18 protein-coding genes are annotated in these 14,842 nt (G+C 67.1%); 8 read left to right on the forward strand and 10 right to left on the reverse strand.

Features of this window, described 5'->3' with window-relative positions; genetic code table 11:
• Nucleotides 1-79: 79 nt before the first annotated feature.
• Nucleotides 80-1,006, forward strand: coding sequence for an alpha/beta hydrolase (locus ACW178_RS13240; RefSeq protein WP_492024648.1), 927 nt, complete (start codon nucleotides 80-82; stop codon nucleotides 1,004-1,006).
• A gap of 103 nt (nucleotides 1,007-1,109) precedes the next feature.
• Here ACW178_RS13240 and ACW178_RS13245 read toward each other — a convergent pair whose 3' ends face one another.
• From ACW178_RS13245 to ACW178_RS13260, 4 genes are all read right to left on the reverse strand, one after another.
• Nucleotides 1,110-1,898, reverse strand: coding sequence for an MltR family transcriptional regulator (locus tag ACW178_RS13245; RefSeq protein WP_492024649.1), 789 nt, complete (start codon nucleotides 1,896-1,898; stop codon nucleotides 1,110-1,112).
• A 56-nt stretch (nucleotides 1,899-1,954) separates the two neighbouring features.
• Nucleotides 1,955-2,683: a prephenate dehydrogenase/arogenate dehydrogenase family protein gene (locus ACW178_RS13250; RefSeq protein WP_492024650.1), complete on the reverse strand. Its 729-nt coding sequence runs from the start codon at nucleotides 2,681-2,683 to the stop codon at nucleotides 1,955-1,957.
• On the reverse strand, nucleotides 2,680-4,011 hold the full coding sequence (locus ACW178_RS13255) for a dihydroorotase (protein WP_191554326.1): 1,332 nt from the start codon (nucleotides 4,009-4,011) through the stop codon (nucleotides 2,680-2,682). The genes ACW178_RS13250 and ACW178_RS13255 overlap by 4 nt, the downstream gene beginning before the upstream one ends.
• 183 nt (nucleotides 4,012-4,194) lie before the next feature.
• Nucleotides 4,195-5,160: a glycosyltransferase family 9 protein gene (locus ACW178_RS13260; protein ID WP_191554327.1), complete on the reverse strand. Its 966-nt coding sequence runs from the start codon at nucleotides 5,158-5,160 to the stop codon at nucleotides 4,195-4,197.
• Nucleotides 5,161-5,271: 111 nt separating this feature from the next.
• Between ACW178_RS13260 and ACW178_RS13265 the strand changes: the two genes are divergently transcribed.
• From ACW178_RS13265 to ACW178_RS13280, 4 genes are read left to right on the forward strand one after another with little or no spacing between them, the layout of a single operon-like run.
• Nucleotides 5,272-5,490 (forward strand): hypothetical protein, encoded by a 219-nt coding sequence (locus tag ACW178_RS13265; RefSeq protein WP_191558825.1) that lies wholly within the window; start codon nucleotides 5,272-5,274, stop codon nucleotides 5,488-5,490.
• Entirely contained in the window at nucleotides 5,487-6,032 is a 546-nt protein-coding gene (locus tag ACW178_RS13270) for a hypothetical protein (protein ID WP_191558826.1), read from the forward strand. The genes ACW178_RS13265 and ACW178_RS13270 overlap by 4 nt, the downstream gene beginning before the upstream one ends.
• Nucleotides 6,033-6,092: 60 nt before the next feature.
• A complete protein-coding gene (gene ygfZ / locus ACW178_RS13275; RefSeq protein ID WP_492024651.1) occupies nucleotides 6,093-6,896 on the forward strand; it encodes a CAF17-like 4Fe-4S cluster assembly/insertion protein YgfZ in 804 nt (267 codons plus the stop codon).
• A 9-nt stretch (nucleotides 6,897-6,905) separates the two neighbouring features.
• The gene (locus ACW178_RS13280) at nucleotides 6,906-7,664 is read left to right on the forward strand and encodes a 3-oxoacyl-ACP reductase (protein WP_054766291.1); all 759 of its coding nucleotides are present in this window, start codon (nucleotides 6,906-6,908) and stop codon (nucleotides 7,662-7,664) included.
• A 147-nt stretch (nucleotides 7,665-7,811) separates the two neighbouring features.
• Here the strand turns inward: ACW178_RS13280 and ACW178_RS13285 are convergent.
• Nucleotides 7,812-8,977, reverse strand: a protein-coding gene (locus ACW178_RS13285; RefSeq protein ID WP_191559183.1) for an IS3 family transposase whose coding sequence is annotated in 2 segments (ribosomal slippage) — nucleotides 7,812-8,719 and nucleotides 8,719-8,977 — 1,167 coding nt in all. Because the reading frame shifts where the segments join, the coding sequence is not laid out codon by codon here.
• 145 nt (nucleotides 8,978-9,122) lie between these two features.
• Here ACW178_RS13285 and ACW178_RS13290 point away from each other — a divergent pair.
• Together ACW178_RS13290 and rnhB are read left to right on the forward strand one after the other, a co-directional pair.
• Nucleotides 9,123-9,722 carry a DNA-3-methyladenine glycosylase I gene (locus tag ACW178_RS13290; RefSeq protein ID WP_287104552.1) on the forward strand — a complete coding sequence of 200 codons (600 nt, stop codon included), beginning with the start codon at nucleotides 9,123-9,125 and terminating at the stop codon, nucleotides 9,720-9,722.
• Entirely contained in the window at nucleotides 9,715-10,356 is a 642-nt protein-coding gene (rnhB, locus tag ACW178_RS13295) for a ribonuclease HII (RefSeq protein WP_492024652.1), read from the forward strand. Before ACW178_RS13290 ends, rnhB begins: the two co-directional genes overlap by 8 nt.
• A 4-nt stretch (nucleotides 10,357-10,360) precedes the next feature.
• Here rnhB and ACW178_RS13300 read toward each other — a convergent pair whose 3' ends face one another.
• A complete protein-coding gene (locus tag ACW178_RS13300) occupies nucleotides 10,361-10,669 on the reverse strand; it encodes a hypothetical protein (RefSeq protein WP_191559082.1) in 309 nt (102 codons plus the stop codon).
• Between the two features lie 41 nt (nucleotides 10,670-10,710).
• Entirely contained in the window at nucleotides 10,711-11,748 is a 1,038-nt protein-coding gene (locus ACW178_RS13305; RefSeq protein WP_191559083.1) for a DNA adenine methylase, read from the reverse strand.
• A gap of 62 nt (nucleotides 11,749-11,810) precedes the next feature.
• On the opposite strand from ACW178_RS13305, the gene ACW178_RS13310 reads away from it, so the two are divergent.
• The gene (locus ACW178_RS13310) at nucleotides 11,811-12,137 is read left to right on the forward strand and encodes a hypothetical protein (protein WP_191559084.1); all 327 of its coding nucleotides are present in this window, start codon (nucleotides 11,811-11,813) and stop codon (nucleotides 12,135-12,137) included.
• A 392-nt stretch (nucleotides 12,138-12,529) separates the two neighbouring features.
• On the opposite strand, the gene pyk is transcribed toward ACW178_RS13310, so the two are convergent.
• From pyk to ACW178_RS13325, 3 genes are all read right to left on the reverse strand, one after another.
• Nucleotides 12,530-13,972 (reverse strand): pyruvate kinase, encoded by a 1,443-nt coding sequence (gene pyk / locus ACW178_RS13315; RefSeq protein ID WP_191554335.1) that lies wholly within the window; start codon nucleotides 13,970-13,972, stop codon nucleotides 12,530-12,532.
• Between the two features lie 167 nt (nucleotides 13,973-14,139).
• Complete coding sequence (locus ACW178_RS13320; protein ID WP_182715019.1) at nucleotides 14,140-14,517, reverse strand: helix-turn-helix domain-containing protein; 378 nt, start codon at nucleotides 14,515-14,517, stop codon at nucleotides 14,140-14,142.
• A gap of 12 nt (nucleotides 14,518-14,529) precedes the next feature.
• Nucleotides 14,530-14,823, reverse strand: coding sequence for a type II toxin-antitoxin system HigB family toxin (locus ACW178_RS13325; RefSeq protein WP_183214877.1), 294 nt, complete (start codon nucleotides 14,821-14,823; stop codon nucleotides 14,530-14,532).
• Nucleotides 14,824-14,842 lie beyond the last annotated feature (19 nt).

Here is a 14,842-nt window from a genome sequence, read left to right on the forward strand (position 1 = left end):
CATCTTGCCGCACCGGCTCAGGGGACTAGGGTCGAGAGCCGCCACCCTTCTGAACGCCCCCTTTTCAAAGGAGACCGCCATGTTCAGCCTCGCCCTCGCCCTGCTCGCCGGTCCCGTCTCCAGCGAGGTGACCCTGCCCGCACAGCCCGCGCCCCTGCACGGAACCCTGTCGGCGCCCGACAGCCCCGCCGCCGTCGCCGTGATCCTGCCGGGCTCAGGTCCGACGGACCGCGACGGCAACAGCCCCATGGGCGTTTCCGCCTCGACCTATCGCCTGCTGGCCGAGGGGCTGGCGGCGCAGGGGATCGCCACGGTGCGGATCGACAAGCGCGGCATAGCCGCCAGCGCGGCGGCGGGTCCGGCCGAGGCCGATCTGCGCTTCGACGCCTATGTGGCCGACGCCCGCGCCTGGGCCGCCGAGGCCGCCCGTCGCGCCGACAAGCCCTGCGCCTGGCTGATCGGCCACAGCGAGGGCGCCCTGGTCGCGCTGAAGGCGGTCGAGGGTGGAGACGATAAGGTCTGCGGCCTGGTCCTGCTGTCCGGCGCCGGCCGCCCCGCGGGCGTGGTCCTGCGCGAACAGCTGGAAAAGGGCCTGCCCGAGCCGCTGAAGGCCCCGGCCTTCGCCGCCCTGGCCGAGCTTGAGGCCGGCCGCACCGTCGCCGATCCGCCCCCGGCCCTGGCGGCCCTGTTCCGTCCCTCGGTCCAGCCCTATCTGATCTCCTGGCTGCCGCTGGACCCCGCCGCCCTGCTCGCCGCCTATGGCGGCCCGGTCTTCATCGGCCAGGGGACGACCGACCTCCAGGTCGGGATCGCCGACGCCCAGGCCCTGGCCGCCGCCGACCCCAGGGCGACGCTGAAACTGTGGGACGGCGTCAACCACATCCTGAAAACCGCCCCCGCCGCCCGCCCCGCCAACCTGGCCACCTACGCCGACCCCACCCTGCCGCTCGCGCCAGGCGTGGCGGAAGACGTGGGGGCGTTCATTCGGGCGAACGGGAGGCGTTAAGGTCGGCTACTGAACGGCCGCTCACAGCGCTACTTGTGAGCCGATCCTCAGCATGACCGCCCCTTAGTACTTAACTCTCCGCCCAGGAAAAGCTGGTCGGCGACTATAACTCGGAATGTCGCTCGCTTCGGGCTCGTTCAGCGATTGATGCCTCAATCAAAGTGAGATGGGCTAGCTTATATTTAGTCGTCCACCGAGCATGAGCCGCTCGCAGAAATCTGGCACGATCACCTGACGCTTTCGAGAGTTCAGCCTCGATCTCGTTTAGCCGTTGCTGGCCTTTCGCAACTTGGTCTTCAAGGCTGCCCGTCAGCAGGGCGAGAAGATGCCCGCCGAGCAGTTTCGCGCCCTTATCGTGCTTCGAAATCTGGTGAGTAGCCGATCGCAACTCGACCAGCACGTCACCAATCGAAGACCTAACTTTTGCAATGGGTGTCTCCGGATATGTCTCCGACAGGGAGCCAAAGTTCAATGCCGAAACGTGTGATGCAATAGCCTGGTCAGATAAAGAGGTTGGCCGCCAATCGTGAGCGAAAGCATTTCTGATCTTTCGGAGACGGTCCAAGTCGTCATACTGGTTCTGGTTTATCAGTCCCAACGCAAAGGCCATTTTAAGCCGCGCTGACAGCGTCCCAAGGGGCGCGTTGAAGCCCGTCAACAAGCTATCAGCTTGGTCACCTTGTATTAAGAACGCGGCGATCAGATCACCCAAAGCGTCTTCTGCAAATGCGGCGAGCGAGAGAACCAATCCTCTCTCATCTAGATCACCAAGAATGCTCTGCAGCCGATTAAGGTCTTCGAATACGTTATCGTGGCCGTCTAATAAAGGCTCCGGAGACATCGCTCTGATCACTTCGTTTCTTGTTTTGACGAACGCTGCGGCATTTTCCATGCAAGGCCGCAGAATGTCGAGTTGAGCCTTCGACGGCCACCTAAACCGAACGCCCCCTACCCCTCCCCCAACGCCCCCCGCGCCTGATCCGCCAGGGTGAAGAACCGCTCGCGCACCTCGGCCGCGAAGGGATTGTCGCGTTCGATGGCGCGGAAGACGGCGGGGCTGTCGTGGCGCACCATGTCCACCGCCTCCATCAGCCGCTCGAAACTGGCGGTGGTCATGCGGGTCGGCAGGGGCTCCATGGCCAGAAGCGCACGGGCGATCAGATGGGTCAGGCCCTGGACCACGGCCGCCTCCCGGTCATGATCTTCGGGCGTGACCAGAAAGACCCTCAGCTTCAGGGCTTTCCGGCAGAAGGCGGCGACGCGGCGGGCGTCGCGGTCGCCGCGCGCCGCGCAGACGGCGATCCTGAGCCCGGCGATCCCGGCCTTGCCGCTCTGGGGGCCGAACAGGGGGTGGGTTCCGACGATCCGCACGCCGGGCGCCAGCCTATCGTCCATCAGTCGCGCGGGCTTCACCTTGACCGAACCGACATCGAGGACCAGGGCCCCCGGCGCCAGATGGGGCCCCATGGCGCCCAGGGTCGCCTCCAGCGCCTCGACCGGCACGGCCAGGATCACCGTCGGACAGGCGGCGGCGGTCGCCAGATCGGTCAGGGTCGCCCAGCCCTCGCCGTCTTCAGCGGCCGGGTCATGGGCGTAGATGTCGAACCAGGACGACAGATGCCGCGCCGTCAGCCGCCCGAAGGCGCCGAAGCCGATCAGGCCGAGTTTTTCCCTCACAGCGTCTCCATGAACCGCACCGGCCGTCCGTGGGCCGCGCCGATCAGTTCGCCGTCCTGCATCACCACCCGCCCGCGCACGATCGTCGCCATCGGCCAGCCGGTCGCCTCGACCCCGTCGAAGGGGGTCCAGCCGCAGCGCGAGGCCTGCTGGTCGTGGGTGATCGTTCTCTTGGCCTTCAGATCGACGATGGTCAGGTCGGCGTCATAGCTGACGGCCATCCGTCCCTTGTTGGCCGTGCCGAACACCCGCTGGGCGCCGGCCGAGGTCAGGTCGATGAACCGCTCCAGGCTGAGCCGCCCTTGCGCCACATGGGTCAGCATCAGGGGCACAAGCGTCTGCACCCCCGGCATGCCGGACGGCGAGGCCGGATAGGGTTTGGCCTTCTCCTCCTTCGTATGCGGCGCATGGTCCGAGCCGATGACGTCCGCCACGCCCTGCTGCATGCCCCACAGCCACAGGGCGTCCACATGCTCCTGCGACCGGATCGGCGGATTCATCTGGGCATAGGCGCCCAGTCGCTCATAGGCTTCGGGCGCGGCCAGGGTCAGGTGTTGCGGCGTGATCTCGACGGTGGCGACATCCTTGTGGAAGCGCAGGAACTCCATCTCGTCCTTGGTCGTGACGTGCAGCACATGGATGCGGGCGCCCGTCTCCTGGGCCAGGCCGACCAGACGGCGGGTCGAGCGGATGGCGCTCTCGGCGTCGCGCACCTCGGGGTGGCTGGTCCAGTCACCGGTGCGGGCCAGGCCGCGCCGCTCGACCAGCCGGTATTCATCCTCGGAGTGGAAGGTGGCGCGGCGGCGCACGTTCGACAGAACCTTGCGCACCCCCTCGTCGTCGGCGATCAGCAGGTCGCCGGTCGAGGCGCCCATGAAGACCTTGACCCCGCAACAGCCGGGCAGCCGCTCCAGCTCGCCCAGATAGTCGGCGTTCTCATGCGTGCCGCCGACATAGAAGGCGTGGTCGGTCCACATCCGGTCCTTCGCCCGCGCCAGCTTGTCGGCCATGGTGTCCGGGTCGGTGGTGTTGGGATTGGTGTTCGGCATTTCGAACACGGCGACGACCCCGCCCAGAGCCGCCGCGCGGCTGCCCGTCTCCAGGTCTTCCTTCCACTCCAGGCCGGGTTCGCGGAAATGAACCTGGGTGTCGATGACGCCGGGCAGGACGGTCAGGCCCGTCGCGTCGAAAGTCTCTCCGGCCGAGGCCTGGGACAGGTCGCCGATGAAGGCGATCTTGCCGTCGATCACCCCGACGTCGGCCATGCCCCGCCCCGCATGGTTGGCCACCTCGCCGCCGCGGACGATCAGGTCATAGGTCTGGGTCATGGGGCGGCGTCCTTCTATCCGATGCCGCGTTTCTACATTTCCGCTCATCCCCGCGAAAGCGGGGACCCAGTTCTTTCGCCAGGACTCGAATAGTGGGTTTGCTTGCTGCAAGTCCCTTCAGGCACTGATCGCCCAAAGCACTGGGTCCCCGCTTTCGCGGGGATGAGCGGAGTGTGGGGGCTTTTAGCCCCTCTCCTTCAACAGCCGCACCGCCGCCTTCAGCACCCGCTCCCACGGCAGGTCCATCATATGCTGGATGGCCTGGTTCAGCCGGGGGTCCAGGGTCTTGAACTCCGCAAACGATCGGGGCCCGCGCACCGTCACCCCCTTCCAGGGGCCGCGCCGGGTCTCGTCAGACGGGCCGAAGACCGCCACCACGGGCGCGCCAGCCGCCGTCGCCAGATGGGTCCAGATTGAATCCGCCCCGATGTACAGCCGCGCCTTGGACAGGGCCGCGACGGTCTGCAGCCGCGTCAGCCGGCCTTGCAGCTCGATCACCCGCGCGCGCGGCACGGCGTAGCGGATGGTGTGGGCCGCTTCCCGGTCGATCTCTTCGCCCACGATCATCAGACGCCCGCCCGCCAGGGGGCCGTCGTCGGCCAGGAGCTTGGTCGCCACCTTGGCGTAGCGTTCGGCCGGCCAGCGCCGCCCCATCCACTCCACCCCCGGCCCGACCGCCAATATGGGGCCGTCGCCGCCGGTCGCGGGGATCAGGGCCTCGACCTGGGCCTGGGTGATGTCGGAGACATAGAGCCGGGGCGACGGCGCCTCATGCGGCTCCAGCTTCAGCACGGCGGCGGCGGCCTCGACCGCATGCACACCCTCGGGATCGCGCCCCCGCACCGCCCGCTTCTGGCGCCTCAGCTTGCCCGACAGGGTCGAGCCGCGCATGTCCACGACCAGGCCCCAGTTGGTCCCCCGCACCTGGTTCCACAGGGCGATCCAATCGAACCGCCCCTCGCGCTCCAGCACCAGCAGCCGTTCCAGCCGGGGCGTGTCGGCGAACAGGGGGGCGCTTGCGGCCGATCCCACCACGGTGAAGACGGCGTTGGGCAGGCTCTCGACCAGATAGGCGAGCACGCCCGAAGACAGGACGGCGTCCTCGGCGTCCGCCTCGGCGATATAGAGGATGGGAAAGCGCCCGATCATCCGTGCACCGTATAAAGGGATTCTCGCCGGGATTCAGCGCCAATCCCCAACTGCGGGTCTGCGCCTCGCCCGACGGTTTCCCCGCAGGCCGCAATGGTTTAGAGCCCGGCCATGGTTCAAACCCCCGATCCGGCCGCCGTCGCCGCCCTCGAACGCTTCAAGGCTCAGCGGGTCACGGCCCTCTATCGGCTGGACCTGATCGACCAGGGCGCGGTCATCACCTATGAGGACGGAACGCCCGTGGACATGGCCTCTGAGAAGACGCGGCTTCAGGCCATGGTCGCCGACATGGACCGCCGCATCGCCCGGCTGGAGCGGTCGGTCGGTTGAGCCTGCCCCTCCTGCCCGACCGGACCTGCGGCGCCTGCGTCGAATGCTGTCGGGCCATTCCGCTGGACCTGCCCGAACTGGCCAAGCCCACCGGCGAGCTGTGCGCCTATTGCGTCGAGGCGGCGGGCTGTTCGGTCCATGCCGTGCGGCCGAACACCTGCCGCATCTGGTTCTGCCTGTGGCGGGTCGTCGAACTGTCCGACGACTGGCGGCCGGACCGCAGCGGGATCATCGTCCGCCCCGACGGGATCGAGGACGGGGTGATCACCCTGTACGTCCTGCGGCGCAGCGACTTCCTGGCCTCCATCGACCTGTTCGCCACCGTCGCCGGCTGGATCGCCGAAGGGGTGGAGGTGGCGCTCAGCGTCCCCGGCCCCGTGGGGACCTATCCCGCCCGCGCGGTCGTCACCGACTGGCTGCGCCCGGCCGTTGAGGAGGGCGATCCCGCCGATTTCCTGGGCCGCCTGATGCGGTCGCTGGACCGGCTGGACCGGCATGATTTCCAGCCGGACGGGGTGGTCGCCCGCTACGCCGTGGTCTGAGGCCCAGATTTTCGGTCCCGCCGCCTTATGCCCAGGCTCCGGCCTGCCTATCTAGGCGCCATGCCCGTCGCCCGCCTGTCCAGCCGCGCCCTGATCGCCGTCACCGGCCCCGAGGCCCGACCCTTCCTGCACAATCTGCTGACCCAGGACGTCGAGACCCTGTCCGAAGGCGAACTGCGGTTCGGCGCCCTGCTCTCCCCGCCCGGTCGGCTGCTGTTCGACCTGTTCATCCTGGGCCAGGCCGAGGGCGTCCTGCTGGACGTCGCCGCCGACCGTCGCGACGCCCTGATCCAGCGGCTGTCGATGTACAAACTGAGAGCCAAGGTCCAGGTGGCCGCCGACGACCGCCCCGTCTTCGCCGCCTGGCCCGATGCGCCCACAGGCTTCATTCCCGATCCCCGAACACCTCTGATGGGCGGCCGCCTCTATGGCCCGGCTACAGCCGACGCGACCGAGGCCGACTATGACCTGCACCGCCTGTCGGTCGGCGTGCCCGATCCGGCCGCCGACGCCCCCCAGGACAAGACCTATCCGATCGAGGCCGATTTCGACCTGCTGAACGGGATCGACTTCCACAAGGGCTGTTTCGTCGGCCAGGAGACCACCTCGCGGATGAAACGCCGAGGTTCGATCAAGAACCGGATGCTGGTCCTCGACTTCGACGGCCCCCCGCCCCCCTTCGGCGCCGAGGTGCTGAAGGGCGAGCTGCGCGCGGGCGAGGTGCTGTCCGGCAAAGGCGGCTCGGCCATGGCCCTGCTGCGCATCGACCGTCTCGACGGCGAGCTGACCGTCGAGGGTCGGCCGGTGCGCTTGCGCCGGCCCGCCTGGATGGGTCAGGACGTCCTCCCCTCCTCCACCGACTGAGACCCTTCCATGAAGATCGCCGACCAGATCGTCCTCGTCACCGGCGGCGCGCGCGGCGTCGGCGCCGCCGCCGTCCGCGCCTTCGCCCGCGAAGGCGCCCGCGTGATCATCAACTGGCGCGCCAGCGGCGAGGCCGCCGAGGCCCTGGCGGCCGAGATCGGCGACCGCGCCGTCGCCCTTCAGGCCGATGTGGCCGACCGCGCCGCCGTCGACGCCCTGGTCGCCGCCGCTCAAGGCCATTTCGGCGCCCCGGTCACCACCGTCGTCAACAACGCCCTGGACTACAGTTTCAACGGCGACGCCCGGTCGCAGATGACCGACATCGGCTGGGATGAACTGGCGGCCCAGTTCTCGACCGTGGTGCACGGCGCCCTGAACACCATCCAGGCGACGGCGCCGGGCATGGCCGCCGGCAAGTTCGGGCGGGTGATCAACATCGGCACCAACCTGTTCCAGAACCCGGTCGTGCCCTATCACGACTATACCGCCGCCAAGGCCGCACTCCTGTCCCTGACCCGCACGGCGGCCGGCGACCTGGGTCCGGACGGGATCACCGTCAACATGGTCTCCGGCGGCCTCTTGCGCACCACCGACGCCAGCGCCGCCACGCCGGACGCCGTCTTCGACCTGATCGCCGGCATGACCCCGCTGCGGTCGGTCACGACGCCGGAGGAATTCGCCGACGCCGCCCTGTTCTTCGCCTCCCCCTGGAGCCGCGCAGTGACGGGTCAGAACCTGGTGGTGGACGGGGGACTGGTCAGGGATTGATCTCACCAGACCTTCCCCCGCTTGCGGGGGAAGTGTCAGCTCGTCGAGCGGAGCGAGACGGCTGACGATGGGGGAAGTCTTCTTCTTCAAGTAAAACTTCCCTCTCCGTCGCTGGATCTGAGGCGCCCCCCTCTGGTCCCTCGATCATTATGAGAGTCCAGGGGGTTGATAGCCGATCTGCTTCGCCGACGGGAGCGGCCGTGCGGCGGAGCTGATCAAGTTGCGCAGCCGAACGGCCGCGGGGTTCAGGCGCACCGCCTCCGGGGTCAGTCCCCCGTGCGCCGAGTGCGGCCTGACGTGGTTGTAGTCGATGCGCCAGCGCTCGATGACGGCGCGGGCCTCGGCCAGGGTGGCGAAGACCTCCTCGTTCAGACACTCGTCGCGGAGCCTGCCGTTGAAGCTTTCGACGAAGCCATTCTGCTGCGGCTTGCCCGGCGCGATGTAATGCCAGGCCACGCCGGTGCGGTTGGTCCATTCCAGGATGGCCCGGCTGGTCATCTCGGTCCCGTTGTCGCTGACGATCATGGCCGGACGCCCGCGTCGGGCGATCAGCCGGTCCAACTCGCGCGCCATGCGTGAGCCGCCGATCGAGGTGTCGACCACCAGAGCCAGGGCCTCGCGCGTGAAGTCGTCCACGATGCACAGGATGCGGAAGCGTCGGCCCCACGACAGACTGTCGGCCACGAAGTCCAGCGACCAGCGCTGGTTTGGGCCGTCCGGCAGGGCCATGGGCGCACGGGTTCCGGTGGCCCGCTTGCGGCCCCGTCGCCGTCGCACCGCCAAGCCTTCCTCCCGATAGAGCCGGAACAGCCGCTTCTTGTTCATGCTGAGGCCCTCCCGTTGCAACAGAATGCCCAAGCGCCGGTAGCCGAACCGGCGGCGCTCAGCCGCCAGGCTGCGCAGGCGCTCGCGCACCTCCACATCGCCCTGTTCAGGCTCGCGACGCACCGTCTTCGGATCGATCTGAACCAGCCCGCAGGCGCGCTTCTGGGAGAAGCCGCGCTCCGCCATCAGACGAAGCACGGCCGCTCTGCGCGCTGCAGGCCCGATCAGTTTTTTCCCAGAAGATCCTTCAGCGCCGACACGTCCAGCATCGACTCCGCCAGCAGCTTCTTCAGCCGCCGGTTCTCGTCTTCCAGCGCCTTCAGCTTCGTGGCGTCCGACACGCTCATGCCGCTGTACTTCGCCTTCCACCGATAGAAGGTCTGCTCGCTGATCCCGTGCCTTCGGCATACCTCCGCCGTCGGGCTTCCGGCCTCCTGCTCGCGCAGCACGCCTATGATCTGCGCTTCGTTGAACCTGCTCTTCTTCACGTCCGTCTCCTTGATGAAACGGACTCTCACTCAAAACGAGGGATCAGGAAGGGGGCGCCTCAGATCGCTTCGCGATCGACGCGACACCTCTCCCGCAAGCGGGAGAGGGTCTTGAACACCTCGAACAAACCGGCAACATCGCCGCATGACCGACTCACACACATCGGGCCGCTGCGGCTGGTGCGGGACCACCGACCCGCTCTACATCGCCTATCACGACACCGAATGGGGCGTGCCCGAACGCGACCCCCGCGCCCTGTGGGAGAAGCTGGTCCTCGACGGCTTCCAGGCCGGCCTCGCCTGGATCACCATCCTGCGAAAGCGCGAGGGCATCCGCGACGCCTTCGACGGCTTCGACCCCGAAATCGTCGCCCGCTATGACGAGGCCGACATCCAACGCCTGCTGGGCGACCCCCGCATCATCCGCTCACGCGCCAAGATCAAGGCCGCCATCCGCGGCGCCCAGATCTGGCTTGAGATGCGCGACAACGGAGAGGATTTCTCAGAGTGGCTCTGGTCCTTCGTCGGCGGCGAACCGATCCACACCCCCTTCGCCGACTACCGCCAGGCCCCGACCCAGACCGAACAGTCCGTCGCCATGGCCAAGGCCCTGAAGAAACGCGGCTTCAACTTCTGCGGCCCGGTGATCGTCTACGCCTTCATGCAGGCGGTCGGCATGGTCAATGATCACCAGACGACCTGCTTCCGTCACGCCCAGGTTCGTGCGATGGCGGCCCATGGCTAAAGCCCCCGCGAATCCGAAGGCCTTCCCCACCCTCGCGCTCGAGACGGTGCTGACCCAGCGCGTCAACGGCCCCGTCTGCGGCGTGGACGAGGCGGGGCGCGGGCCGTGGGCGGGGCCGGTGTCGGCGGCGGCGGTGATCCTGAACCCCGACGACCTGCCGCCGGGCATCGACGATTCCAAGGCCCTGACGGAAAAGCGCCGCGCGGCGCTGGAGCCCGAGATCAAGGCCCGCGCCGTCGCCTGGGGCGTCGGCTTCGCCTCGGTGGAGGAGATCGAGGAACTGAACATCCTGCACGCCACCGGCCTGGCCATGTGCCGCGCCATCGAGGCCCTGCAGGTCCAGCCGGTCGCGGCCCTGGTGGACGGCAATTATCGGTTCAAACTACCCTGCGAGATACAGACCGTGGTCGGGGGCGACGGCCTGTCCCTGTCGATCGCGGCGGCCTCGATCCTGGCCAAGACGGCGCGGGATCGGCTGATGATCGAGCTGGACGCCCAATATCCCGGCTACGGCTTTGCGGGGCACAAGGGCTATAACGCCCCCGTCCACCAGGCGGCGCTGAAGACCCTCGGCCCCTGCCCCGCCCATCGCCGAAGCTGGGGACCGATCAAGGCCCTGCTGGAAGACGCCTGAAGCCTCAGATGTGCATGAAGCCGCCCAACAGGGCGCCCATCAGGGCGGCCACGGCGGCGCCGGCGATCATCATCATCCAGTGCGGCGGCGGGTTCAGGGCCGGTTCCGCCTCCGGTTCGACGGTCTCGACCCGCTCGGGCTCGCGCCGGCCGAACCGCTCGGCGTTGTGCGTGTAGAGGCGCGACATCGGCTGATCCGCCGGAAAGTCGGTAAGGGGCTGATCCGTCACCCACGACTTGGGCTCGGCGGCCGGGCGCAGGCGATAGTCGTCTTCGCGAGCGGGCGTTCCAGTGTGTGTGACGGGCGGTTGCATGGACCCTCAACGGCGTGCGCCCGAGTCGGGTTCCCGCCCCGTCAGGCCGCCAGCGACAGATCCACCGGCCGGTCGGTGACCACGAACAGGTGTTCGACGTTCCTCAGCCGCCCCACCTGCCCCACCTTCTCCCCCTTGGGATTGTGGATGCCGATCCGGGCGCCGACGTAGCGGGGGTGGGCGATCTCCACGACCTGGACCCGTCCCCGCGCCGACAGCATCTCGACCAGATCCTGACGGCTCAGATAGCCCTCGTCATTAAAGCTGACGATCAGGTTCGGCGCCCGGACGCGCTCGATCACCGACTTCAGGGCCGGGCCGATGCCGGGGCGGCTGTTGAAGGCGCTCTTGCGCGTCTTCACATCCACCCGCTTGTTGGCGATCCCATAGGTCTCGGGCCGGTCCCACAGCACCAGGCTTTCCCAGCAGTGATAGTTGCCCAGGTAAGAATGCTGGTTATAGGGCGGGTCCAGATAGACCAGGTCCGCCTCCACCTGATCGGCCATCTCGACCGCATCGCCTTGGGTCGCCCGGCACGGCGCCCCGACGCCCGGCAGGATGTCGGGCAGGCGCAGCTCCAGCGGCTTCAGCGCGCGCGGCGCCCACTGTTTCATATAGGCCATCTGCACCCCGGCGGTGCTGTCCACCCGATCCGCCGCCTCCATCAGACTGACCAGGACCACGGCCTTCAGCTCGGGCTCCAGCTCCATCGCCTCGATCCGGTCGCGCACGGCGTCGATCCGGGCCCCGTTGTCGGGATGGAAGTAGCGGGCGTCCCGGCAGAAGGTCTGGGTGAACCAGCCCGCCTCGGGCTTCACGGCCCGCAGTTCCGCCAGCACCGCCTCGGCCCGGTCGATCCAGACCTCTCGATCGGCCTGGACATAGGCGGTGGCAAGCACATGAGCGTAGGCGTTCAGATCATTCGACCAAACTTGAAACCCCTCACCTTTGAGGGCGTGTCCAACTCTCGAAGTGCCGGAAAAAAGGTCGCATACCCGGCCGCCATCCGGAAGGGCTTGATCAACCGCAGCGATTATGTGGTGCAGCAATGCACGCTTAGAGCCAATATACTTGATCATAACCCTTGACTCTCACAACCTCAGATAGCCAATCATGGTTAACAAGTATGGAGGGAGGGTTAATGCCGCCTCGTAAGATTCAACGCACTCGCATCCAGCAGGGCGACATTGCGGTTTTAGCGCTGGAGCTATCTGCCCAACGCGCCAACGGAACAATATCGACGACGGCCTTGAAAAAGTTCCTGATCGACAAATTTAAACCCACAGAAGGTGATGCGATCCCAACCGCAAATGGATACACACCGCTGTTTGATCAAATAGTGGGCAACTTGGTAAGCAACCGCAGAACTCCCACCAGCATGTTTGCTAAGGGATATGCAATCTATACAGGAAACGGCATCCAAATCACACTGGCTGGTCGCGATTTCCTGAAGACGGTTCCTCGGTAAAGCGGCAAATTGTTCCTGTTATATCTCTTTACGAGCTGACGCATTAGCGGCGCGTCGGGAGCCGATATGCTTGATCATCCGCCAGCCGACTTATCAGGGCATGCTGGCGCTCCGGCTCCGTCGCCGCCGATCCGCACGACGGAGCGAAAATCAGACAGGACCGTCAAGGCCTTGGACGGATCGACCCGCCTTCGACGCCCCTGGGTCCGACGGCGTCCTATAGGACGTCTCAGGTCTTTGACATCCTTCGCCCCCATCCAGCGCCCGGCTCAATCGGACAGATCGGACACATCGGACACTGTTTTTTCGTGTCCGATCCCGCCGCCTTCGCCCCGGTCACCGGACTCAACGGACACATCGGACTGTTTTTTCCGTCCGACGGCGCCTGATCCTCAGCCCTTCTTGCGACCCTTGGTCTTGGCCGGCGCATGGGCCAGGCGCAGCAGATTGGCCGCCCCCGGCGCCCCAAAGGGCGTGCCGGCCAGGATCAGAATGCGCTGGCCCGGCTCGGCCAGCCCATAGCGGACCGCGCTGTTGACCGCATCGTCGGTCACGGCCTCCAGCGAGTCCGGCTGATCCCCCAGCCGCGGCTCCAGACCCCAGACCAGGGCCAGCCGCCGCGCCGTGTTCGGATTGGGGGTCAGGACCAGGATCGGCTTCAGCGGCCGCTCGCGCGCCATCCGCCGCGCCGTGCCGCCCAGGGTGGTGAAGACCACCAGACAGCCGGTCGAGGGGGCGCTGGCCGCCATGCCCGCCGCCGCCACCAGGGCGTCGACGTCGTGTTCGTCCATGCCGGCGTGTTCGGCGCCCATCAGCTTGGGCCACATCGGGTCGCGCTCGACCCGCTCGATGATCCGGCTCATGATGCCGACCGACTCCAGCGGATAGTCGCCCGACGCCGTCTCGGCCGACAGCATCAGGGCGTCGGCGCCTTCGTAGACGGCGTTGGCGACGTCGGTCGCCTCGGCGCGGGTGGGGGCCGGGGCGCTGGTCATGGATTCCAGCATCTGGGTGGCCACGATCACCGGCACCCCGCGATTGCGCGCCGCCCGCACGATCTGCTTTTGCGCCACCGGCACGTCCTCGGGGTCCAGCTCGACGCCCAGGTCGCCGCGCGCCACCATCACCCCGTCGCAATAGTCCAGAATGGCCTCCAGATCGGCTACGGCGGCGGGCTTTTCGATCTTGGCCAGACACGCCGCCTGGCCGTTCACGATCCGCTTCAGCTCGGCCATGTCCTCGGGCTTCTGGACGAAGCTCAGCGCCACCCAGTCCACCCCCTGGCGCAGGGCGAAGGCTAGGTCCTCGCGGTCCTTGGGCGTCAGGGCCGAGACCGGGATCACGGCCTCGGGCACGGCCACCCCCTTGCGATCCGACAGTTTCGTGCCGCTCTCGACCGTCACATCGGCCCATTCGTCGGTCCGGTCGCCGACCCGCAGCCGCACCCGGCCGTCATCCAGCAACAGCAGCATGCCGGGGCGCAGGGCCTTGAAGATTTCGGGGTGCGGCATCTGCACCCGGGTCTCGTCGCCCGGCGTCGGGTCCAGGTCGAACCGCATCTTGTGGCCCGGCTTGACCGCGATCTCGACGTCCTTGAACCGGCCCAGCCGCAGCTTGGGCCCTTGCAGATCGGCCAGAACCCCCAGCGGCCTTTGCAGCGCCATCTCGGCGCCCCGCACGGCCTTCAGGGCGGCGGCGTGGTCCTCGTGCGAGCCGTGGCTGAAGTTCAGCCGAAAGACGTCCACCCCCGCCTGGGCCAGGGCCTTGACCATGCCGGGCGCGCGGCTGGCGGGCCCCAGGGTCGCGACGATGCGGGCGCGGCGGGCTCTGTTCATGACGGCGTTTCCTGCTGGTTTCTGGGCCGCCCGGCGGCGCACGGCGGCGCCGATCCGGGACGATTTGCCCTCTTCTGCCTAGGAAACGTCAAGGGCGTAAGCCCGGCTTCCCTTCGGGAAACACGAGTTTACGGCCCCGAAACAGGAGTTTATCGCGCCGGATCGCTTCAGGCCGCCTTCGCTTCACCGATCAGCGCTTGAACCGGAATACGCCATTCGCGCGACAGGGTGCGGATTTGCGAAACGGAAAGGGCGCGCCGTCGGTTCAGCACCTCAGACGCCCGTGACCTTGACCCCAGCACGTCCGAAAGATCCGACTGGCTCAGCCCTTGGCGTTCCATGGCGAACCGGATCGCCTCGACCGGATCGCCGGTGGGCATAGGGAAATGATCTTCCTCGTATTTCGCCAACAGCAACCCCAGCAGTTCGAACCGATCGCCAGCCTCGCTGCCAGGTTCGGGCGCGTTGTCGAAATAGGCTTCATAGGCCGCCAGAGCCTCCAGGTAGTCGGCCTCATCGCGAAGAATATGGATGTGCATGCTCATCTGCTCCTTCGCCTAGACGGTTTCCACGTCGATACGATCATACTCGGCGTGCGTGCCGACGAACTTCACCAACACCTGCTTGAAGGTGTAGGAAATCCGCACCACCACCCGATATTTGTTACCGCCGATATCGAAGACGACGCGGTTGTCGCCGACGAAATCGGCGGAACGAAAATCATTCCTCACATCCTGCGGAGACCGCCAGTCGGCAGCCTTCGCATGATCATACCAACTCGTCAGCGGTCCCTTCGCCGACGGATGACGAGCCCAGAAGGCCTGGAGAGTCTTCCGGGCGACCACGTTCATCCTGCCTTATAGCTCGATC

The organism is Brevundimonas sp. AVps4 (genome assembly GCF_058681525.1).

What these genes read in the sequence shown, in the direction of transcription:
- ygfZ (WP_492024651.1), top strand. Translation starts at nt 6,093, where the DNA reads ATGCCCGTCGCCCGCCTGTCCAGCCGCGCCCTGATCGCCGTCACCGGC.
- ACW178_RS13310 (WP_191559084.1), top strand. Translation starts at nt 11,811, where the DNA reads ATGCCGCCTCGTAAGATTCAACGCACTCGCATCCAGCAGGGCGACATT.
- ACW178_RS13305 (WP_191559083.1), bottom strand. Translation starts at nt 11,748, where the DNA reads ATGATCAAGTATATTGGCTCTAAGCGTGCATTGCTGCACCACATAATC.
- ACW178_RS13245 (WP_492024649.1), bottom strand. Translation starts at nt 1,898, where the DNA reads ATGGAAAATGCCGCAGCGTTCGTCAAAACAAGAAACGAAGTGATCAGA.
- ACW178_RS13260 (WP_191554327.1), bottom strand. Translation starts at nt 5,160, where the DNA reads ATGATCGGGCGCTTTCCCATCCTCTATATCGCCGAGGCGGACGCCGAG.
- ACW178_RS13255 (WP_191554326.1), bottom strand. Translation starts at nt 4,011, where the DNA reads ATGACCCAGACCTATGACCTGATCGTCCGCGGCGGCGAGGTGGCCAAC.
- ACW178_RS13320 (WP_182715019.1), bottom strand. Translation starts at nt 14,517, where the DNA reads ATGAGCATGCACATCCATATTCTTCGCGATGAGGCCGACTACCTGGAG.
- ACW178_RS13240 (WP_492024648.1), top strand. Translation starts at nt 80, where the DNA reads ATGTTCAGCCTCGCCCTCGCCCTGCTCGCCGGTCCCGTCTCCAGCGAG.
- rnhB (WP_492024652.1), top strand. Translation starts at nt 9,715, where the DNA reads ATGGCTAAAGCCCCCGCGAATCCGAAGGCCTTCCCCACCCTCGCGCTC.
- ACW178_RS13280 (WP_054766291.1), top strand. Translation starts at nt 6,906, where the DNA reads ATGAAGATCGCCGACCAGATCGTCCTCGTCACCGGCGGCGCGCGCGGC.
- ACW178_RS13325 (WP_183214877.1), bottom strand. Translation starts at nt 14,823, where the DNA reads ATGAACGTGGTCGCCCGGAAGACTCTCCAGGCCTTCTGGGCTCGTCAT.
- ACW178_RS13265 (WP_191558825.1), top strand. Translation starts at nt 5,272, where the DNA reads ATGGTTCAAACCCCCGATCCGGCCGCCGTCGCCGCCCTCGAACGCTTC.
- pyk (WP_191554335.1), bottom strand. Translation starts at nt 13,972, where the DNA reads ATGAACAGAGCCCGCCGCGCCCGCATCGTCGCGACCCTGGGGCCCGCC.
- ACW178_RS13300 (WP_191559082.1), bottom strand. Translation starts at nt 10,669, where the DNA reads ATGCAACCGCCCGTCACACACACTGGAACGCCCGCTCGCGAAGACGAC.
- ACW178_RS13290 (WP_287104552.1), top strand. Translation starts at nt 9,123, where the DNA reads ATGACCGACTCACACACATCGGGCCGCTGCGGCTGGTGCGGGACCACC.